The organism is Streptomyces sp. NRRL WC-3742 (genome assembly GCF_000720635.1).
Classification (GTDB): Bacteria; Actinomycetota; Actinomycetes; order Streptomycetales; family Streptomycetaceae; genus Kitasatospora.
The window spans coordinates 152,282-171,848 of the sequence record NZ_JOCF01000007.1 but is presented as its reverse complement, the minus strand read 5'-3'; the positions used below and the strand labels follow the sequence as shown (position 1 = coordinate 171,848).

Genomic DNA, 19,567 nt, shown 5'->3' with positions numbered 1-19,567 from the left:
AACACCGAACTGCGCCGCCTCTACGAGGAGCACCGCATCAGCGACACCACCCTGCGCGTCCTCCAGCGCGACCTCGACCTGGAGGAGGCCGCCCTCGGCGGGGCATGACGCCGCGCCGTCGGCGCGCGCGGTCGGCCGCGCGCGCCGACGACCTCGCGTACGGCCGTGGCGACGGCCGCGAAGTCCTTCCTCAGGACCATGTCGTGGTTGCTCGCGACCTTCGCGGTGATCTCGACCGCCGAATGATCGCCGCCGGACCGGCCGAGGGGCTCGGGTACACGGAGATCGGCCGCCGGCCGGACCGGCCGGCCTCCACGGTCATGCGCGAGGCGGCCCGCAACGGCGGACCGGACGGGTACCTGGCGGACCGGGCGCAGGGGGGGCGCCCGGCACCGCGCGCGCCGGCCCGAGCAGGCGGCGCCCCGCCCGCCGCAGCCGCCCGCCGACGACCAGGGACGCGACCCGCAGGTCGTCCGGGGCGTCGCGGAGTCCGTCACCCCGCAGGCGCCCGCTTCGGGGACTCCGCGGAGTTCCTGACCCTCATGGCCGGGACCCTCGAGCAGGTGGTCGACCGGTGGCAACGGGAAAGGGCGGGCCGCAACGGCGGCCCGCCCTGATCGACGGGCGCGCTGATCGACGGGCGCCCTGATCGACTGAGCCCGGGTCAGGCGAACTCGCGCAGGCGCGACCGGACTCCCAGCGCGGTGAGGGCGAGGGCGGCCGCAAGGGCCGCCGCGCCCAGGGCGGCGGTGAGGGCGTCGAGGTCGTCGTCGGTGGCGGCGACCGCCGCGTCGAAGGCGTGCTGGTTGATCGCCTGGTTGTCGTCGAGGGCGGCGCTCAGCGCGTCGAAGTCGGCGTTGGACTGGCCCGGGGTGGTGCCGGTGTTGAAGGTGACCGCCTCCTTGAGCTTGCCCTGGGCGTTCAGCTCGCGGATCTTCCGGTCGTCCCGCTGGTACTGCTGGAACGTGGTCAACACCCGCTCCGCGGCCTCCTGTTCGCCGGGGAAGGTGATGTTGCGCAGCTCGTCGCCGAGGTAGCCCCCGAAGCCCACCTGGTGGTGGTCGCCCCGGTGCCGGTCGGCGAGCGCGGCGAGCCTGTCGTTGTACGTGGCGAGGGTGGCGCCGTCGACCCGGGCGAAGGACTGGGTCTTGTCGAGGAAGGTCTGCTCGTAGGCGGCGGCCCGGGCGGGGTCGGTGAGGTAGCGGCTCTCGTCGGCGTTGAGGTCGTAGGCCACGGCGCGTGCCCGGCCGAGGGCGATCACCGAGTCGAAGGAGTTGCTCTTGGCGACGACCAGTTGGTGGTCCGCCCGGGAGGTCAGCGTCAGCGCGGTGACCAGCCCGACGAGGGTGAGCAGGGTGGTGACGGCCAGCGGCACGTTCACCAGCCGCCGGAAGCGCACCGCAAGCACGCGCTGCAGCACCCCGAGGGCCGCCAGGGCGAGCAGCCCGGCGGCCAGGACCGTCCACCAGCCGCCGGCCAGGGCGTCGCGCTGGTCGGTGTAGTTGCGCTGCACCACGGACGCATTGGCCTTGGTGACCTCGTCGACGGCCGGCAGCAGCCGCTGGCGCAGCAGGTCGGTGGCCTGCCGGTAGGCCGTCAGGGCGTCCGCCGAGGGGCGGCCGGCCGGGGCGTGGGCCTGGTCCTCCAGCAGCTGGGCGCGGGCCACCAGGGCTTCGTACTGCCCGAGTTCACCGATGACGGTCTGAACGGCGCGCTGCCCGGTCGCGTCGCCGACGACCGCCTCGGTGACGCGCTGAAGGTCGGTGTCGGCCTGGCCGCGCCGCTGTTCGTAGGTGTCCAGGGTCTGCTTGCGCAGCGTCGTGTAGTCCGGGTCGGCGCCGAACAGCAGCAGGTTGGCCGCCTGGGCGTCCATGTCGTTGAGCGCGAAGTAGAGGTCGGCCGAGCGCACCACCTGCGGGGCGGCCTGGTGACCGATGACGTCCGTACCGTCCCGGGCGCCGCCCAGGACGGCGCCGGTCGCGGTACCGGCGGCGAGCAGGGCCGCCAGGCAGAGCCCGGTGAGCCCGCGCACCAGGCGCGGGGTGTTCCACCAGGCCCGGCTGCGCCAGGCGCGGCCGGGCCGGTGACGGGGGGCGCGCGACTCGGATACCTGTACGGCCGCCTCCGGTGGCGCCGTCTCCGGCGCGACCTCGTTCTCCATGACAGCCGTACCGCCCGACGTTCCCGATGGCATCGCCGCGCGCCCCCTCCCCTGTTTTTCACTGGCCGCCGAACCTTCCCCGGAGGAACCGCCGGGGGGCGGGGTTCGGCAACGGTTCGCCGTCAGGCCCCACGCCCGGGCGGCGAATCGTTTCCTCGCAGATGAGACTAGGTTCGGGCCGGTGCCCGATCGTCGCCCCTAACGCTTCCTTGACGCCCGCGAGGGCCGTCTTGACGCGTCATTGGCGCTGCCTGTCGGCGGCGGCTACGCGGGCTTGCGGCCGTGGTTCGCCTTCTTCTTGCGACGGGCCTTCTTCTTGCGGGCGCGCTTGGACATCCTGCTCTTCTCCCTCTCGATCGTCGGGGGTGGTGGGTGGTTCAGGCGGCCCGGCCGACCAGTTGGTCGGCGAGCTTGGCCAGGCGCTTCAGCGAGCGCTCCTCCTGGGCGGCCGCGGCGGTCGGTGCGATGACGCCGCCGTCGAAGTAGGCGCCGTTGGCGACGACCGTCCCGGGCAGGCACAGGCTCACCACGGCCTCCGCGCCCTCGGCCGCCGGGGCGCCGACCCGCCCGTACAGCGGCAGCAGCGCGGTGTCGCACAGGCCCGGGTTGAGGGAGACGGCGGTGATGCCGGAGCCGGCCGGGGCCATCTCGGCCGTCGCCATGGTCAGCGCCAGCTGCGACTGCGCGTACGCGGCGACCCGCGAGTACTTCTTCACCCGGTGCGGGTCCGACCAGTTCATGGAGGCGGTGCGGTGCAGCGAGGACGACACGTTGACGATCCGCGCGTCCCCGGCAGCCGAGAGCGGGGCGCGCAGCAGCTTCGCCAGCAGGTGCGCGGCCAGGAAGTTGACCTGGAGCGAGACCTCGTTGCCGTCGTCGGTGAGCGTGCAGCGCTCGGGCGCCATCACGGCGGCGTTGTTCACCAGCAGGTCCAGCGCCGGGTAGTGCTTGACGACCGTGCCCGCCAGCACGGCGACCTCGGTGAGGCGGGTGAAGTCGGCTGCCAGTTCCACGAGTTGGTCGCGCCGCGCGCCCGCGGCGACCAGGCGCTCGACGGCGTCCTCCGCCTCGGCGGTGGTACGGGCGTGCACCAGCACGGTCGCGCCGTGCCCGGCGAGCAGCCGGGCGGTCTCCCAGCCGATGCCGGAGGAGGCGCCGGTGACGAGGGCGGTGCGGGCGGACAGAACAGCGTCGGACATGACCCATCCAAGGGTGGAAGGGCGCCGGCGGGGTGCGGGGCAGGGCGGCACGGGGCCGCACGCCTCCGGGCCGCCGGCGCGGAAGTGAGGTGGTGCGAGGAGAGCGCTCGCCCGTCCCCTGCCATCGGAACCGATCGGAGCCGGTCGGAACCGGTCGGAGCCAATTGGGGCAGGGGACGGACGGCGGTGATCGGCACGGGCGACGGCGAACGGAAACCGGGCCCGTACACGCGACCGGCGACCGGCGGGAAGGAGCTCGGTCCTACCGGACGGCGGTGGCGACCGCGACAGCGACGATCCGCGGCCGACTATGCGGCGGGCGGTCGTGGTGGCGTGTCGAGCGGTGCATGTCCCTCATCAAAGCCCTCCCCCGAGGCCCGGGGCAAGCCCGGTCGGCCGCCCTGACGAATCCCTGACGCCCGCCGCGAACACCCGTGCGTCGAGGTGTCAGGGAGCTGTCAAGGAAGCCGCACCCCGCGCCAAGCCGCCGTCAAGACGCGCGCGCCTCAAGGAAATCCGGTGCTTCGCTGTGCGGCGTTCCCCGACGCTCCCCGAACCGCCGCCCCTCCCCGGGCGGCCCGGAAGGTTCCCCGAGACGATGCGCCGTTCGGCCCTCACCTCAACCCCGGACACCGCCGGCGACCAGCAGCAGAACTGGTTCCGCCGCCCGACGCCGACCCCCTCCCCCGAGCCACCGCCCAGCCGTCGGCCGTCCGTACCCAGGGGCCGACGCCGGCTGATCACCCGTCGGCAGCTGGCCGAGGCGCTGCCCGCCGCCGCCCGCAAGCTGCATCCACGCGTGATGATGCGCAACCCGGTGATGCTGGTGGTGGAGACCGCCTCGGCGCTCACCACGATCAGCGCCGTCCTTCACCCCAGCGTGTTCGCCTGGGTGATCTCCTTCTGGCTCTGGCTGACCGTGCTGTTCGCCAACCTCGCCGAGGCCGTGGCCGAGGCGCGCGGCAAGGCGCAGGCCGACTCGCTGCGCGCCGCCCAGGCCGGGACGACGGCCCGGCGGCTGCTGCACTGGCGGGTCGGCACCCGGGACCACCGCCACGAGGTGCTCCCCGCCGAGGAGTTGATGCTGCACGACATCGTGCTGGTGCCGGCCGGGGAGGTGATCCCGCGCGACGGCGAGGTGGTCGAGGGCGTCGCCAGCGTCGACGAGTCGGCGATCACCGGCGAGTCCGCACCCGTCATCCGCGAGTCCGGCGGCGACCGCACGGGCGTCACCGGCGGTACGAAGGTGCTCTCCGACCAGCTGGTCGTCCGGATCACCTCCCGGCCCGGACAGAGCTTCATCGACCGCATGATCAGCCTGGTCGAGGGCGCGAACCGGCAGAAGACCCCGAACGAGATCGCGCTGAACATCCTGCTCGCCTCGCTCACCATCGTCTTCCTGATCTCCGTCGCCTCGCTCCAGCCGATGGCGATCTACGCGAACTCGCCGCAGACCACCATCGTGCTGGTCGCCCTGATGGTCGCGCTCATCCCCACCACGATCGGCGCCCTGCTGTCCGCCATCGGCATCGCCGGGATGGACCGGCTCGTCCAGCGCAACGTGGTCGCCCTCTCCGGCCGCGCCGTCGAGGCCGCCGGGGACGTCGACGTGCTGTTGCTCGACAAGACCGGCACCATCACCCACGGCAACCGCCGCGCCGTCGCCCTGCACCCACTGCCCGGGGCGAGCGTCGAACAGCTCGCCGAGGCGGCCCAGTTGGCCTCCGTCGCGGACGAGACGCCGGAGGGGCGCTCGCTCGTGGAACTGACGAACCGCCAGTACTGGGTGCCGCCGAGGGAACCCGGCGATCTCGGCGAGCAGCGGCCCGTCCCCTTCACCGCACACAGCCGGATGAGCGGCGTCGACCTCAGCTGGCCGGACGGCGTCACCTGCCTCATCCGCAAGGGCGCGGCCTCCGCCGTCGCCCGCTGGGTGGTGGACAACGGCGGGCGGCTGCCGATGGAGGCCAAGCCGCTGGTCGACCGGATCGCCCTGGCCGGCGGCACCCCGCTGCTCGTCGCCGTCCACGACCGGTACGGGGCGCGGGCGCTCGGCGTCGTCGAACTGAAGGACGTCGTCAAGGAGGGCATCGCCGAACGCTTCGCCGAACTGCGCCGGATGGGGATCCGCACGGTGATGGTCACCGGCGACAACCCGCTCACCGCTAAGGCCATCGCCGAGGAGGCCGGCGTCGACGACTTCCTCGCCGAGGCCACCCCCGAGGACAAGCTCGCCCACCTGCGCCGCGAACAGGCCGCCGGGAACATGGTCGCCATGACCGGCGACGGCACCAACGACGCCCCCGCCCTCGCCCAGGCCGACGTCGGCGTGGCGATGAACTCCGGCACCCCGGCCGCCAAGGAGGCCGGGAACATGGTCGACCTGGACTCCAACCCGGCCAAGCTGATCGACATCATCCGCGTCGGCAAGCAACTCCTCATCACCCGTGGGGCATTGACCACCTTCTCGATCACCAACGACGTGGCCAAGTTCTTCGCCATCATCCCCGCGATGTTCGCGAACGCCTACCCCGGGCTGCACCACCTCAACATCATGGGCCTGCACAGCCCCACCTCAGCGATCGCCTCCGCGATCATCTTCAACGCGCTGATCATCGTCGCCCTGATCCCCCTCGCCCTGCGCGGCGTGCGCTACCAGCCCGCCTCCGCCACCGACCTCCTCCGGCGCAACCTGCGCGTGTACGGGCTGGGCGGCCTCATCCTGCCCTTCCTCGGCATCAAGGCCATCGACCTGCTGATCCAGTTCGTCCCCGGCCTCGGGTAGCACCGGGTCACGGCGGACCGGGCCGGCGGTGTCCGCGACGACGGGCAGCCGCTCGACGCCCTCGGCGCGCACCGGACGGGCGGCCCGTACCCCTGACGCGTCTCCGGGCCCGGGTACGCCGCAGGGCGGAGCCGCGGCCACCCCGGCGTACGCCCAGGGTCGAGGTCCGGACCGCTCCCCAGGCCGACATGCGGCGCCCGGGCCGGTCCGTACCGTCGAGCCGTGGGCGGGGGCGGAGGGGTTCCGCGCGGGGGCCGCCCGGCACCGGGAGGCGCAGGACGTCATGGGGACCGGACACGACAGGACGGCGGGAGTCGCCGCGCTCGTCCTCGCCCTGGCAGCGGGCACGGTGGGGGCGGCCGGTACGGCGGAGGCGGCCGGCAACCGGCTGGAGGGCGTCTGGCGGATGGAGGCTACGGCACGATCGTCGCCATCCACGGGACCTCCCTCACCACCTACGACGTCACCCGGAACAGCTGCACCCCCGGCGTCACCACCGCCGAACAGTTCGGCACGCCCCTGCCGGGAGGCGCCGTCCGCTACGGCGCCCCCGGCGAGCCCTTCGCCCAGCTGACCGTCACCCCGCACGGGCGCCACCGCGCCGTGTACGCCAGGGACCCGAGCACCGGCACCCGCGCCCTCGTCCGCCTGCCCGGCGGGCTCCCGGGGCGCTGCACCCTGCCGGTCTCGAACGAACCCCTCGCCGTCTTCGACCGGTTCTGGGACAGCTTCGAGGAGAACTACCCGTTCTTCGACGCCAAGGGCGTCGACTGGCACGCCCAGCGGGCGGCGTACCGTCCGAAGGTCACCGCGGAGAACCTGGTCGACACCATCATAGCCATGGTCGCCCCGCTCCAGGACTCCCACATCGCCCTGCTCCGCGCGACTCCCGACGGCGGGTACAGGACCTTCTTCCGCGCGATGCGCGCGGGCACGGTCGCGCCGACCCCTGAGCTCCTCGCCGCCGTCCGCCCGCCGGTCAACGCCCAACTCACGGCTCCCGAGCAGCAGTTCGCCAACGGCCTGATCGGCGTCGGCCGGCTCCCCGACGACCTCGGCTACCTGCGGGTGAGCGCGTTCAGCGACTACGCCGCCGGAGGCCAGCAGGCCCAGGAAGCCGAACTCGACCGGGCCGCCGACGCCCTCCTCACCCCAGCCCTGCGAGGGGTCGTCATCGACGTCCGCGTCAACGCCGGCGGCTCCGACGCCCTCGCCGTCCGCCTCGCCTCCCGGTTCACCGACCACCCGTACCTCGCCTACCGCAAGATCGCCCGCAACGACCCCGCCGACCCCACCGCCTTCACCCCGCCCCAGCCCGTCACCGTCCGCCCCGCCGCCGGCGCCGCCCGCTTCACCGGCCCCGTCGCCCTCCTCACCTCCGGCTCCACGGTCAGCGCCGGCGAGACCTTCACCCAGGCCATGACGGGCCGCACCCCGCACGTCACCCGCATCGGCGAGAACACCCAGGGCGTCTTCTCCGACGGCCTCCCCCGCCGCCTCTCCCCCGACCTCCTGCTCCTCCTCCCCAACGAGGAGTTCCTCACCCCCGCCGGCACCACCTTCGACGGCCCGGGCATCCCGCCCGACACCCGCACCCCGGTCTTCACCCCCGAGGAGCTGGCCGCCCTCAAGGACTCCGCCCTCACCGAGGCCCGCCGCCTCCTCACCGCCGAAGCCGGCCGACGGTGACCCGGCGCCCACCGGCGGGTATCCGGGGCGGCTGGCGGCACATCGAGGCATCCGCTGGCCTCGGGAAAGGTTGAGGTCATAACGTCTCCCCCGTGAGCATGGAAAGCACAGCCTGGATGCAGTTGCACAGCGTCATGAACGCGCAGCAGGAGCGTCGGCCCTTCGCCCGGGCGACGTTGCGGCGTATCGGCGCGTTCGCCCGGCCGCACCGCCGTCGTATCCTGCAGTTCGTGGCGCTCAGCGTGGGTACGGCGCTGCTGGCGGTCGCGACGCCGGTGCTCGCGGGGCGTGTCGTCGACGCCATCGTGTCCCACGGTGACCGGGGCACCGTCGTACGGCTCGCGCTGCTGATCGCCCTCATCGCGCTCGCCGAGGCGGCGTTCGGGATCCTGGGCCGCTGGCTGTCGTCGACGCTCGGCGAGGGGCTCATCCTGGATCTGCGGTCGGCTGTGTTCGATCACGTGCAGCGCATGCCGGTCGCGTTCTTCACGCGTACGCGTACGGGGGCGCTCGTCAGCCGCCTCAACAACGACGTGATCGGCGCGCAGCGTGCCTTCAGCAACACCCTCTCCGGGGTCGTCAGCAACCTGGTGACGCTGCTGCTCACCCTCGCCGTCATGCTCACCCTCTCCTGGCAGATCACCCTGCTCGCGCTGGTGCTGCTGCCGGTGTTCGTCGTCCCCGCGCGGCGGATGGGCAGCCGGATGGCGAAGCTCCAGCGCGAGGCCGCCGACCTCAACGCCTCGATGGGCACCCGGATGACCGAGCGGTTCTCGGCGCCGGGCGCGACCTTGGTCAAGCTGTTCGGGCGGCCCGGGGACGAGTCCGCCGAGTTCGCGGCGCGGGCCCGGCGGGTGCGGGACATCGGGGTGCGCACCGCGATGGCGCAGTCGGCGTTCATCACCGCCCTGACGCTGGTCTCGGCCCTGGCGCTCGCGCTCGTCTACGGGCTCGGCGGCTGGTTCGCGCTGAGCGGCTCCCTGCAGCCGGGCGCCGTGGTGTCCCTGGCGCTGCTGCTGACCCGCCTGTACGCGCCACTCACCTCGCTCGCGGGGGCGCGCGTCGAGGTGATGAGCGCCCTCGTCAGCTTCGAGCGTGTCTTCGAGGTGCTCGACCTCAAGCCGCTGATCGAGGAGAAGCCGGACGCCCGCGCCGTGCCGGAGGGGCCGGTCGCCGTGGAGTTCGAGGACGTCCGCTTCGGCTACCCGTCCGCCGACAAGGTCTCCCTGGCCTCGCTGGAGGAGGTCGCCGCCCTGGACACCCGCAGTGGCGCGGAGGTCCTGCGCGGTGTCAGCTTCCGGGCCGAACCCGGCCAGACCGTCGCCCTGGTCGGCTCGTCCGGCGCGGGGAAGTCCACCATCGCGCAACTGCTGCCACGGCTGTACGACGCCGACGCGGGAGTCGTCCGGATCGGCGGCGTCGACGTGCGCGACCTGAGCGCCACCTCGATGCGGGCGACCCTCGGCATGGTCACGCAGGACGGGCACCTCTTCCACGACTCCGTACGCGAGAACCTGCTGCTGGCCCGGCCCGGGGCCACCGAGGACGAGCTGTGGGACGTGCTGCGCCGGGCCCGCCTCGATGGCCTCGTGCGTTCCCTGCCCGACGGTCTCGACACCGTGGTCGGCGAGCGCGGTTACCGGCTCTCCGGCGGCGAGCGCCAGCGCATGACCATCGCCCGGCTGTTCCTCGCCCGCCAGCGCGTCGTCATCCTCGACGAGGCCACGGCCCACCTGGACAACACCTCGGAAGCGGCCGTCCAGGAGGCCCTCACGGAGGCCCTGGAAGGGCGGACCGCCGTCGTCATCGCCCACCGGCTGTCGACGATCCGGGCCTCCGACATGATCCTCGTCGTCGAGGCCGGACGGATCGTGGAACGCGGCACCCACGAGGAACTGCTCGCCGCGGAGGGCCGGTACGCCGAACTGCACCGCACCCAGTTCGAGAAGCACCCGCCCGCGACCAGCGCGCACGAGACCGCGGGAGCGGGCGTGGGGGACACGGTGGCATAGGCGGGCGAGGCCGCCGTTCCGGTCCGACGATCAGTCAGTCCATGTCAGCCCAGCGCGTGATGCGGCTGATGCGGTGGACGCGCTCGGGCTCGGGCAGGGTGGCGTCGAGGGAGCGACGCATGGCGGCGGTCGCGGCCTCGAAACGGCCGGTGCGGGCGAGCAGTTCGGCGCGGATCGCCCACCACCGGTGGTCCTGTTCGGCGATGGCGTCCAGCTCCGCGAGCCCGGCCTCGGGCCCGCGGTCCTCGGCGACGGCCACGGCGTGGCCGAGAGCGGCCGCAGGGGTGGGCTGGACCTGGAGCAGCAGGCCGTAGAGGCGGACGATCTCCCGCCAGTCCGTGTCGGCGGCGGTCGGGGCGATCGCGTGCTGGGCGGCGATGGCGGCCTGCAACTGGTAGGGGTCGGCGATGGCTTCGGTGCGGTGCAGGGAGCGGTTGAGCAGGGCGAGCGCTTCGGCTTCCGCCTGTCGGTCCCACCGGCCGCGGTCCTGGTCGGCGAGCAGGACGACCCGTCCGTCCGCGGTGAGCCGGGCGGCCCGGCGGGCCTCGCTGAACAGTAGCAGCGCGAGCAGCGCCTGCGGTTGGGGCTCGTCCGGCAGGAGCGCGGTCAGCAGCCTGGCCAGCCGGACGGCTTCCAGGCACATGTCCACGTCAACGAGGTCGCGGCCGGCGATCGCGGTGTGACCGGTGGTGTAGAGCGCGTGCACCACGCCGCACACGGCCGTCAGCCGGACCGGCAGTTCGGCCTCGTCCGGTGTGCGGTACGGGATCTTCGCCCGGGCGATCTTCTGGCGAACCCGGGTGAGCCGCTTCGCCGTGGCGGCCTCGGTGGTCAGCAGAACCGCGGCGATCTGGGCGGTGGACAGGCCGCAGAGCGTGCGGAGCGCGAGGGCGATCCGGGAGACCGGTTCGAGGGCGGGGTGGCAGCAGGTGAAGATCAACCGCAGCTGGTCGTCGCGGACCCGACTCTCCGGCGGCGGGTCGGGTGCGCGCAGTTCCATCAGCTCGACCCCCTCGCGCTCCTTGCCGGTGCGCAGCCGCTCCCGGCGCAGCAGGTCGATGGCCTTGTGCCGGGCGGTGGTGGTGATCCAGGCGCGCGGGCTGTCCGGCACTCCGTGCACCGGCCAGTCGCGCAGGGCGGAGATCGTGGCCTCCTGTACAGCGTCCTCGGCCAGCCGGAGGTCGCCGACGGTCCGGACGAGGGTGGCCAGGATCCGGGCGCCCTCCAGGCGGACGGTCTCCGCCAGGAGGGTCCCGGTTTCCCGCGCGCCGTCGTTCACACGGGTCATCACGGGCCCTGTTCCGGTGCGGTCCGGTCGACATCAGGCGTGTGGGTCGGCGCCGGGTGGAGCGTCATCGCGGTCACTCTCTCTCCGCTACGAGGCTACGAGGCCGGCGGCCCGCACGGCCACCGTGTCATGGATCTGCCGGATCCGGGTGATCCGACCGCCCTGGACGGTGAAGTGTTCGGCGATGCGCATCGGCCCGATCCTCTCGGCCTCCAGGTCGTACAGCAGCACGGCCTCGTCGTCCCCGGCCAGCTCGGAGAGCAGCCGGACACTGCGGACCAGGCTGCCGAAGCCGCTGAGGGCCTGCGCGAAGGACTCGACGGTCGGGTACTCGTTGACCGGCGTCTCGACCGCGAGGTCGGGGGCGAGCAGCCGGACGGCTGCCGGGTGGTCGCCGCTGGTCCAGGCCCGGTGGTAGGCGCGGACGACGGCGAGTGTGTCGGCGGTGTTCATGACGGTCCTCCAAGGCCAGCGGGTGCGGCGGAGCGACGGGGTGGGGATTCTGAGGTCATGGCGGGGGTTCGCCTTCTGGACGAACGGCCGGGCCGGAGGATGGACACCCGACCGCTCACCGATCGGAGAGGACGGCACGATGACGCTCTACGCAGCCTTGATCTACACGGCCGACGTCGACTGGAGCGCCCCGGAGTACGCCTCGCAGCTGGCCGAGTGGGACCGGTTCCGGTCCGAGGCCGGGCCCCGGTACGTCGGCGGCAACGCGCTGCGTCCCACCTCGACGGCCACCGTGGTGCGGGTCCGCGGCGCGCGGGGCGGCGAGATCGTGGCCAGCGACGGGCCGTACGCGGAGACCAAGGAGGCCCTGACCGGCTTCGTCCTCCTGGACTGCGCCGACCAGGCGGAGGCGATCGCGCTCGCCGCCGAGATCCCGGCCGCCTGGCGCGGCGCGGTCGAGGTCCGGCCGGTCATCCCGGGTATCCGCACCGACCCGTGAGGGGGCGCCGCCGTCCCCGTTCACCGGATCAGCCGTTGGCAGCCTCCGCCAGGCGGCGCGCAGGTAGCGGCGTTCGGTGTCGCTGCCCGCCAGGGCGAGGGCCTCGCCGTAGGCGGTGGCCGCTTCGGTGTGGCGGCCGAGGCGCCGGAGCAGGTCGGCGCGGGTGGCGGGGAGCAGATGGTATCCGGCGAACTCCGGCTCGTCGTCGAGCTGGGCGATGAGGTCCAGGCCGACCTCCGGCCCTTCGGCCATGGCCCTGGCGACCGCCAGGTTCAGCTTCACCACCGGTGAGCGTGTGAGCTCCGCGAGGCGCCCGTAGAGCTGGGCGATCCCCGCCCAGTCGGTGTCGGCCGCCGTCGGCGCGGTCGCGTGGCGGGCGGCGATTCCGGCCTGCAGCTGGTAGAAGCCAGGCGGGGCCCGACGGGCGGCGGCGTCGAGGGCGGCGAGCCCTTCCGCGATGGTGCCGGCGTTCCACCGGGTGCGGTCCTGTTCCTCCAGCGGTACGAGCTCCCCGGCTTCGTTCACCCGGGCGGCGCGACGGGCGTCGTGCAGGAGCATGAGCGCCAGCAGCCCGTGGGCCTCGGCCTCGTCGGGCATCAGCTCGACCAGCAGGCGGCCGAGGCGGATCGCCTCGGCGCAGAGACCGGTCCGGACCAGTTCTGCGCCTTCGGTGGCGCTGTAGCCCTCGTTGAACAGCAGGTAGAGCACAGCGAGCACGCCTGCGGTGCGTTCGGGCAGCAGGTGGCCCGGCGGTACGCGGTAGGGGATGCCGGTGTCGCGGATCTTCGCCTTGGCGCGGACCAGGCGCTTGGCCATCGCCTGGTCGGAGACGAGGAACGCGCGGGCGATCTCCGGGGTGGTGAGTCCGGCCAGGGTCCGCAGGGTGAGGGCGACCCGAGCGTCCAGTGGCAGGGCCGGGTGGCAGCAGGTGAAGATCAGCCGCAGCCGGTCGTCGGCGATTCCGCTGTCGTCCGCCGGGGGCGGTTCGGGGTCGAAGGTGGTCATCGCGAGTTCCCGGAGCTTGACGGCCTCGGTCCGGGTACGGCGCAGACGGTCCACGGCCCGGTTGCGGGCCGTGGTGATCAGCCACGCCCCCGGGTGGTCGGGGACGCCGTCGCGGGGCCATCGGTCCAGCGCCCGCTCGAACGCGTCCTGAGCGCACTCCTCGGCGAGGTCCCAGTCGCCGGTCCAGCGGATCAGGACGGCGACGATTCGGCCCCATTCGGCGCGGAATGCCTCCGCGACGGCGTCCTCGGTGTGGTCCGTCACCGCTCCCAGATCGGTCTCACCTCGATGGTTCCGTGGCGCGCCCCGGGAATCCTGGACGCGATCTCGATGGCCTCGTCGAGGTCCTGGCAGTCGACGAGGTAGTAGCCGCCGACCTGTTCCTTCGTCTCGGCGAACGGTCCGTCCGCGACCAGCACCTCGTCGTCGCGCACCCGTACGGTCGTGGCATCGGTGGTCGGCCGCAGGCGCTCACCGCCGAGCAGCACTCCGCGGCCGGCCATCTCCTCGCCGAACGCCGCGTACCGGGCCAGCATCGCTGCGCCCTCCTCCGGGCTGAGCGCGCCGATGGCGCTCTCCTCCGTGCAGATCATCAGCAGGTACCGCATCTCGTCCGCCTCCATCCGTTCGGTCACAGGTGGGACGAACGGAATCGCCCGGATGGACAGTCCCATCGTTGTCCATCGGACCCGGGGCCGCTCGTCCTACTGGTGAGAGAGCACGACCTGGTGAGAGATCACGACCGGCACGAGGAGGTGTCGTCACCATGACCGCCCTCACCGCCCACCCGGCGCAGCCCACCCGGCAGACCTGGACCCTGGTACTCGCGTCCCTGGGCGCCTTCATGACCGCCCTGGACACCCTGGTGGTCACCACTGCTCTACCCGTCCTGCGGAGCTCGCTGCACGGCAGCCTGTCCGACCTGGAGTGGACGGTCAACGCCTACAACCTGTGCTTCGCCTGCTCACTGCTCACCGGCGCCGCGCTGGGCGACCGGTTCGGTCGCAGGCGCATGTACGCCGTCGGCCTGGCGGTGCACCGACCGACGGTAACCCGCGCCCACCGGCGGAGGGTCGCCGCCGGGCACTCACTCCGGGGTGACCCCCACCGGGAGGTGCCTGATGCCATTGACGAAGTCGGAGCGGACGCGGGGCACCTCGCCGGTGAGGCGGACCGACGACAGGCGCGGGATCAACTCCTCTAACAGGATGCGGATCTCGGTCCGCGCCAGCAGGTTGCCCAGGCACAGGTGCGGGCTGCCCTTGCCGAACCTGACGTGGTCGTTGTGCGCGCGGGCCACGTCGAACTCGTCGGGGTCAGTGAAGACCTCCACCTCCCGCCTCGACCTCACCCGCTGCCGAGCCGCCACCGCCCCGACGCCCTGATTCGCGCACGAGCCCTCCCCACCGCCCGAATCGCCGCAGTAACAAATGGCACTAACTCGCTCTACCCGCCCACCGGACCGTGCGCCGCCGCTGTCGCGTTCCCCGCGCCGCCGGCCGATGGCCCCGGGATGGCGCCGCCGTTGACGGAGGCGTGCTTCCGGGGCCTGCCCTTCGGTCGGCGGGTCGGCGTCTCCGCGCCGAGTCTGGAGAGCTCGTCGACGCTCCAGCCTGCGGATTCGGCGGCTGCGTAGGCCCGGCCGTACGGGGCCTCGGTCTCGGCCAGGAGGTCCTTCAGGCGGCGGCGCTCGGTCATGATGGCGGCGAGCGGGACGATGGCCTTCTCGCGCTCGGCCTGGATCTCGCGCATCCGCAGCAGGAACTCTTCTTCTCTCGACATGGCGGGGATCGTACGGGCACGACCTCTGCCGATCGTGGACCAACTCCGCGGAGTCACTCGTGTCAGCGATTTCCCGGTGGGTCACCGGTGCAGATCCATGCGGCGAAATCGAGGACCCAGCAGAGTGGCGCAGCGGGAGAGCTGCCGGAGGTGAGGAGGGCCGACGTGGTGGACGGGCAGGTGGCGCGGCGGCGGGAGCGGCAGATGCAGTCGCCGCGGTCGAACCGGGTGAATCTGGCGTACAACGATGCCGAGCTGACGATCGTGCAGGAGGCGGCGAAGCGCGAGGGCATGGCGGTGTCGGCGTGGGTGGCGCGTAAGGCGTTGGCGGTGGCGATGGAGCAGCTGGTGCCGGTGTCGGCGGACGCGCGCGATGTGCTGGTGGAGCTGATCCGCTCGAGAGCGGAACTGGTGCGGATCGGGGAGTCGGCCGGTGCGGATGCCGGGTCCGTGGAGGAGGCCGTACGGCGGGTCGATCGCGCGACGGTGCAGGTGATGCGGGAGCGGGCGGCGCGCTGGTGATTCCGAAGAGGGCGCGGGGCGGGAGTGACACCGCGGGGCTGCTGTTCTACCTGTACGGGCCGGGGAAGCGGGACGAGCACGAGGACCCGCGGATGGTCGCCGCCTGGGCGCCGTGGGTGCCCGATCCGGCGCGGTCGGCGGAGGTGAAGGTCGGGGATCTGGCGCTGCTGCTGGACGCCCCGGTGCGGGCGCTGCGGGGCAGTGTGCCGGCCGAGCACGTCTACCACGTGGCGGTGCGCTTGGCGCCTGACGATCCTGTGCTGAGCGACGGTCAGTGGGCGGAGGTGGCCCGCGCCATGATGGCCGCGGCGGGTATCGCCCCGGAGGGTGATGCGTGGGGGTGCCGGTGGGTGGCGGTCCGCCACGCGCAGGACCACATCCACATCGTCGCGACGAAGGCCCGGCAGGACGGTATCCAGCCCAATCTGCGGCAGGACATCGTGCGGATGCAGCGCCTGGCCCGGCGGTTCGAGGCGGAGTGGGGTCTGCGGCGTCTGACGTCCGGGGACCGAACCGCGAAAAGGTGGCCCACGACCGGTGAGACGCGCAAGGCCGAGCGGCGCCGGCTGTCGGAGAGCGTGCGCGACCAGCTCGAGCGGACCGTGCGCGTGGCGGCGGCCGCTGCGGCGGGCGAGGAGGACTTCTTCGCCCGGCTGCGCGACTCCGGTGTCCGGGTCGCGCGCCGCACCGCCCCCGGCACCGGTACGGCCGCGGGTTATGCGGTGGCGCTGCCCGGCGACCGTGACCGGGGGCAGCGGGCGGTGTGGTTCGGCGGTGGCTCCCTCGCCTACGACCTGTCGCTCCCCCGGGTCCGTGAACGCTGGCGCCTGCCGATGCCGGTTCAGGACGTGCCGGCCGCCTCGCTCTGGCAGACGCTCGAGCAGAACGTCCGCGCCGCCACCGACCGGATCGGCTCGGCGCGTGCGCTCCAGGGCGCCGGTGACGTGGCCGCGCTCGGCGACCTCCTCGTACTCGTACCCGGCTCCGCCCCTTCCGCCCGGACGCAGCTACGGGCCTCCGCGACGGCGTTCGAGCGCGCCGCCCGGGCCCCGGGCCGGCGCGAACTCGACGGCGAGGCCCGCGCGCTGTTCCGCCGGTCGGCGCGGATCCTCGCCTCCGCCACCACGCTCTCCGGCCGCAACGACACGGCCGCCTTCCTCGGCTTCCTCCTCGCGCTGGTCACCGCCGTCACAGCGGCGCAGCGCTGGCACGAGGCCCAGGGGTACCCGCTCCAGGCCGAGGCCGCGGCGAGGACGGAACGGGCTCTGCGGGAAGCCGCCGAGGTGAGTACCGGCGCGGCCACGGCCGGCGGGCACCCACGTGCCCGGCAATCCGAGCCGGACCACTCCGCCCTGGTGACGAAGGCTCTTCCCGCCCACGCGTCGAAGGTGCTGGTCGATCCGGCATGGCCTGCCCTGTGCCTGCGGCTTGCCGCTCTGGAGCGCAACGCCGTCGACGCCGGCTCGGTCCTGGAGGGGGTGGCGGCCCGGCGCGAGCTCGACCCGGCGGGCTCCGCCGCCCAGGTGCTGGCCTGGCGCCTGGACGGCTGGCTCGCCGCCCACACCGTACCGTCCAACCCAAACGGCACCGCGACCCCGCCTTCACCACCCCGGGCCGCTGCCGCACACCTCGCGGCCAGAACGCGACCAGACCTTCAGACCGATCGCGAGAGCCCTAAGCGGGTCCGCTGAACGACAGGAGACCGGGATGACGATGCCCTATCCGGGCGAGCCCTTCGCGGAAGCGGTGGGCGAGGCGGTGCAGACGTCCACCATGGCCGTCCGCCTGGTACTGGCGGTGGCGGACGCGGTGCGACGCGCCGCCCGGCGCAGAGCGGGCGAGGAGCGGCCGCTGCCGTCGCCCGAACAGGCCGTCCCCGAAGCGGCCCGCGACCTCAAGGAACGCGTATCCCCGGACGTGGCATGGGCGTTGATGTCCGGCGCGGACTGGCCGGCCATGGCGCAGCAGTTGGTCGCACTCCGGCAGGCCGGCGTCGACCTGGACCAGTTCCTCCCCAGGCTGGGCGACATCGCCGTCCAGGTACGGGACGCGGTGGCGGCCAACTCGGCAGGAACTGAGGAATGGGCACGCCTGCTGCGCTCGACGATGCCCGCAGGGCCGGTCCGCGAGGCGATCCTCTCCTCCCCGGCATGGCCCGACCTCGCCGCCACCATGCACGCGCTGCGGGAACGCGGAGTCGACGTCCGGCAGATCCTGGCGGCCGCCCATGCCGAGGGCGTCGGCGTCGACCAGGCGATCAACCGGGTGGTCGACGCCGCCCGGCGGCCGGCAGCGGGGCCGAGCCGCGATGCGGTGCGCTCGTACGGCCCGCTGACGGTCGGCCTGGACCTTCCCCGCGACCTCGACCTCAACAACCGTCGCCGGGCGTTGGCACAATTGGGCGTCAGCGACACCGAGAACGCCCGCTACGTACGGTGGGTCCACCTGGCCCTGACGGGCAAGGAACGGGAGGCCGGGCTCCTGGTCAACTCCCGCCAGTGGCCCCTGCTGGCCGCCCGCATGGCACGCATCGAGGACGACGGACGCTCCGTCCCCGACCACCTCGCCCACCTGCTGCGCGACCGCTCCTGGGAGGCCAGCCCCGTCTCCGCCCTCGTCCCACGCCTGGTCCAGGCCACCACGGAGGCGCTCCACAGGCCGACCTCCGGCGACCTCACCTCAACCCCGGTGGTGACCACCTCCGCCACCGCCACCTCGGCAACCGCCGGCCGGCCCCCGTCGCGGACACGCCGCGGAGCGCCCGCCCATTTCACGGGCGCCCCGTACCAGGCTCCGGTGCCCAGGCCGACGTCGAGGCGTTCGCGGTAGTCAGCGACTCCGCTCCTCGGTCGGGGCGGTGACGTGCCGGAGCCGGCCCGCCACGAGGGGCCGCCGTACAGGTGCTGACCGGAGATCACGCCCCTGGCAGCTCGCCGACCTCACCGACAGCGGTCCTCATCGAATCCTCAGCGTGATTCGGCCAGACTTTCCACGCCCTGCTGGCGGCCTACGACGTCGACGACACCGGGGTCGCCCAGGCGGTCGATGCCTGCGACCCGACACGCCGGGCTCGGTTCGACGCGTGGAGCTGGGCACTCGTCCGGGCCCTGCACCACCGACGCCCCGGCCTCGACGCCTCCCTCGTCATGGAGCGGTTCGCCCCTGGGCTCTCGCTCGTGGTCGACACCGCTCCCGAGCCGTCGCTCTACAGCGTGTCGGCCCTGCACGAACGCGCCCGCGGCGATGTCGAGCGCGCCATCGACCTGGTCATCGCCGATGACGAGGCGTCCGGGGGCCGCCGATCCTGAGCGGGCCGCCATGGCGCTCACGGTGAGGCTTGCGCCCCTACGCCAGGAGTTCGGCGATTCGGGCCTGGTCCCGGTCACCGGCGGTGAAGGTGACGAGCTTCTGTTCCGGATCGTCCGCGAGCTGAAGCACGACGTGGTGGAGTTCGAGTTCTCCCAGCACGGGATGGCGGAGCCGTTTGGTACCGGAGCCCAGGGGCGTGACGGGGTGTTGCGGCCACCACTGCCTCACCACGGGGCTCGCGGTATGCAGGCGTTCGAGCAATGCGTTGAAGGCCGGGTCGCCCGGGTGGCGGGCTGCGGCCGTGCGGAAGCGGCCGAGGAGCGCGGATGCCTCGGCCGGCCAGTCGGCCATGACGTCCCGGGCCTCGGGGTCGGTGAACATCCACCACAGCAGGTTGCGGTCCCGAGCCGGCCGGGCGGGCCAGTCAGTCCACAACACCCTGGCCGCGCGGTTGGAGGCCAGGACGTCCCAACACCGGCCGGTGACGTAGGCCGGACAGGGGTCGAGCCGGTCGACCAGTGCGACGAGCGCGGGAGGAAGCGTCTCGACGGCGCTGACCTGCGCGGGCGGGGCACCGTGGATGAGCTCGTGGATGTGCGCCCGTTCCGCGCCGTCGAGCCGCAGCGCCGTCGCCAGCGCGTCGAGCACCTGCCGTGAGGGCCGCACGTCGCGGCCCTGTTCCAGGACGGTGTAATACGTCGAGGAGATGGCCGCGAGCTGGGCCACCTCCTCGCGGCGCAGGCCCCGGGTCCGGCGCCGGACGCCCGGCGGCAGACCGACGTCCGAGGGCTGGAGCCGCTCGCGTCGCGTCCGGAGCAGGTTCCCCAACTCCCGTGCCCGAATCGCGGACTGGGTCATCCTGG

16 protein-coding genes and 2 pseudogenes are annotated in these 19,567 nt (G+C 73.2%); 9 read left to right on the top strand and 9 right to left on the bottom strand.

Translation table 11 applies throughout. The features are described 5' to 3' along the window. Positions 1-664: 664 nt before the first annotated feature. Together IH61_RS0106805 and IH61_RS0106800 are read right to left on the bottom strand one after the other, a co-directional pair. Complete coding sequence (locus IH61_RS0106805) at positions 665-2,161, bottom strand: hypothetical protein (protein ID WP_051836408.1); 1,497 nt, start codon at positions 2,159-2,161, stop codon at positions 665-667. Between the two features lie 377 nt (positions 2,162-2,538). Then, positions 2,539-3,360, bottom strand: a complete 822-nt coding sequence (locus IH61_RS0106800; RefSeq protein WP_031066440.1) for an SDR family NAD(P)-dependent oxidoreductase — start codon at positions 3,358-3,360, stop codon at positions 2,539-2,541. Positions 3,361-3,958: 598 nt separating this feature from the next. On the opposite strand from IH61_RS0106800, the gene kdpB reads away from it, so the two are divergent. The 3 genes from kdpB to IH61_RS0106785 all read left to right on the top strand — a co-directional run bounded on the left by kdpB (position 3,959) and on the right by IH61_RS0106785 (position 9,846). Next, positions 3,959-6,145, top strand: a complete 2,187-nt coding sequence (gene kdpB / locus IH61_RS0106795; RefSeq protein WP_078910892.1) for a potassium-transporting ATPase subunit KdpB — start codon at positions 3,959-3,961, stop codon at positions 6,143-6,145. Positions 6,146-6,367: 222 nt separating this feature from the next. Beyond that, complete coding sequence (locus tag IH61_RS40460) at positions 6,368-7,834, top strand: S41 family peptidase (RefSeq protein WP_107057064.1); 1,467 nt, start codon at positions 6,368-6,370, stop codon at positions 7,832-7,834. A 98-nt stretch (positions 7,835-7,932) separates the two neighbouring features. Next, the gene (locus tag IH61_RS0106785; protein WP_078910891.1) at positions 7,933-9,846 is read left to right on the top strand and encodes an ABC transporter ATP-binding protein; all 1,914 of its coding nucleotides are present in this window, start codon (positions 7,933-7,935) and stop codon (positions 9,844-9,846) included. A 34-nt stretch (positions 9,847-9,880) separates the two neighbouring features. Here IH61_RS0106785 and IH61_RS0106780 read toward each other — a convergent pair whose 3' ends face one another. Further along, positions 9,881-11,134 carry an RNA polymerase sigma factor gene (locus IH61_RS0106780; RefSeq protein WP_051836407.1) on the bottom strand — a complete coding sequence of 418 codons (1,254 nt, stop codon included), beginning with the start codon at positions 11,132-11,134 and terminating at the stop codon, positions 9,881-9,883. An 87-nt stretch (positions 11,135-11,221) separates the two neighbouring features. Then, positions 11,222-11,587: a nuclear transport factor 2 family protein gene (locus tag IH61_RS0106775; protein ID WP_051836406.1), complete on the bottom strand. Its 366-nt coding sequence runs from the start codon at positions 11,585-11,587 to the stop codon at positions 11,222-11,224. On the opposite strand from IH61_RS0106775, the gene IH61_RS45665 reads away from it, so the two are divergent. Next, a complete protein-coding gene (locus tag IH61_RS45665; protein ID WP_324607583.1) occupies positions 11,586-12,086 on the top strand; it encodes a YciI family protein in 501 nt (166 codons plus the stop codon). The genes IH61_RS0106775 and IH61_RS45665 overlap by 2 nt on opposite strands. Before the next feature lie 483 nt (positions 12,087-12,569). Here IH61_RS45665 and IH61_RS0106770 read toward each other — a convergent pair. Continuing rightward, positions 12,570-13,355: pseudogene (locus tag IH61_RS0106770) on the bottom strand (RNA polymerase sigma factor); the annotation flags it as partial. Further along, a complete protein-coding gene (locus IH61_RS0106765; RefSeq protein ID WP_234327059.1) occupies positions 13,352-13,726 on the bottom strand; it encodes a YciI family protein in 375 nt (124 codons plus the stop codon). The gene IH61_RS0106765 and the pseudogene IH61_RS0106770, both read right to left, overlap by 4 nt. Before the next feature lie 131 nt (positions 13,727-13,857). On the opposite strand from IH61_RS0106765, the gene IH61_RS50195 reads away from it, so the two are divergent. Continuing rightward, positions 13,858-14,295 (top strand): MFS transporter, encoded by a 438-nt coding sequence (locus IH61_RS50195; RefSeq protein WP_031066425.1) that lies wholly within the window; start codon positions 13,858-13,860, stop codon positions 14,293-14,295. Here the strand turns inward: IH61_RS50195 and IH61_RS48250 are convergent. Together IH61_RS48250 and IH61_RS0106755 are read right to left on the bottom strand one after the other, a co-directional pair. Beyond that, positions 14,179-14,430: pseudogene (locus IH61_RS48250) on the bottom strand (cytochrome P450); the annotation flags it as partial. The gene IH61_RS50195 and the pseudogene IH61_RS48250 sit on opposite strands and share 117 nt — an antisense overlap. A 107-nt stretch (positions 14,431-14,537) precedes the next feature. Next, a complete protein-coding gene (locus IH61_RS0106755; protein ID WP_158844727.1) occupies positions 14,538-14,873 on the bottom strand; it encodes a hypothetical protein in 336 nt (111 codons plus the stop codon). A 165-nt stretch (positions 14,874-15,038) separates the two neighbouring features. Here IH61_RS0106755 and IH61_RS42625 point away from each other — a divergent pair, with 165 nt between their 5' ends. The 4 genes from IH61_RS42625 to IH61_RS49505 all read left to right on the top strand — a co-directional run bounded on the left by IH61_RS42625 (position 15,039) and on the right by IH61_RS49505 (position 18,703). Next, on the top strand, positions 15,039-15,395 hold the full coding sequence (locus IH61_RS42625) for a hypothetical protein (protein ID WP_234327058.1): 357 nt from the start codon (positions 15,039-15,041) through the stop codon (positions 15,393-15,395). Further along, complete coding sequence (locus tag IH61_RS0106745) at positions 15,392-17,086, top strand: relaxase/mobilization nuclease domain-containing protein (RefSeq protein ID WP_051836402.1); 1,695 nt, start codon at positions 15,392-15,394, stop codon at positions 17,084-17,086. Before IH61_RS42625 ends, IH61_RS0106745 begins: the two co-directional genes overlap by 4 nt. 16 nt (positions 17,087-17,102) lie before the next feature. After that, positions 17,103-18,224 (top strand): hypothetical protein, encoded by a 1,122-nt coding sequence (locus IH61_RS0106740; RefSeq protein ID WP_031066417.1) that lies wholly within the window; start codon positions 17,103-17,105, stop codon positions 18,222-18,224. Between the two features lie 347 nt (positions 18,225-18,571). Continuing rightward, entirely contained in the window at positions 18,572-18,703 is a 132-nt protein-coding gene (locus IH61_RS49505) for a hypothetical protein (protein ID WP_267883994.1), read from the top strand. Positions 18,704-18,740: 37 nt separating this feature from the next. On the opposite strand, the gene IH61_RS0106730 is transcribed toward IH61_RS49505, so the two are convergent. Further along, the gene (locus IH61_RS0106730; RefSeq protein ID WP_037971785.1) at positions 18,741-19,562 is read right to left on the bottom strand and encodes a helix-turn-helix transcriptional regulator; all 822 of its coding nucleotides are present in this window, start codon (positions 19,560-19,562) and stop codon (positions 18,741-18,743) included. Positions 19,563-19,567 lie beyond the last annotated feature (5 nt).

Excerpts from the sequence above, each read along its gene's own strand:
- IH61_RS0106755 (WP_158844727.1), bottom strand. The coding sequence starts at position 14,873 with ATGTCGAGAGAAGAAGAGTTCCTGCTGCGGATGCGCGAGATCCAGGCC.
- IH61_RS0106785 (WP_078910891.1), top strand. The coding sequence starts at position 7,933 with ATGGAAAGCACAGCCTGGATGCAGTTGCACAGCGTCATGAACGCGCAG.
- IH61_RS45665 (WP_324607583.1), top strand. The coding sequence starts at position 11,586 with ATGACGGTCCTCCAAGGCCAGCGGGTGCGGCGGAGCGACGGGGTGGGG.
- IH61_RS50195 (WP_031066425.1), top strand. The coding sequence starts at position 13,858 with ATGACCGCCCTCACCGCCCACCCGGCGCAGCCCACCCGGCAGACCTGG.
- IH61_RS0106800 (WP_031066440.1), bottom strand. The coding sequence starts at position 3,360 with ATGTCCGACGCTGTTCTGTCCGCCCGCACCGCCCTCGTCACCGGCGCC.
- IH61_RS0106730 (WP_037971785.1), bottom strand. The coding sequence starts at position 19,562 with ATGACCCAGTCCGCGATTCGGGCACGGGAGTTGGGGAACCTGCTCCGG.
- IH61_RS0106740 (WP_031066417.1), top strand. The coding sequence starts at position 17,103 with ATGACGATGCCCTATCCGGGCGAGCCCTTCGCGGAAGCGGTGGGCGAG.
- kdpB (WP_078910892.1), top strand. The coding sequence starts at position 3,959 with ATGCGCCGTTCGGCCCTCACCTCAACCCCGGACACCGCCGGCGACCAG.
- IH61_RS0106780 (WP_051836407.1), bottom strand. The coding sequence starts at position 11,134 with ATGACCCGTGTGAACGACGGCGCGCGGGAAACCGGGACCCTCCTGGCG.
- IH61_RS0106775 (WP_051836406.1), bottom strand. The coding sequence starts at position 11,587 with ATGAACACCGCCGACACACTCGCCGTCGTCCGCGCCTACCACCGGGCC.
- IH61_RS0106805 (WP_051836408.1), bottom strand. The coding sequence starts at position 2,161 with ATGGAGAACGAGGTCGCGCCGGAGACGGCGCCACCGGAGGCGGCCGTA.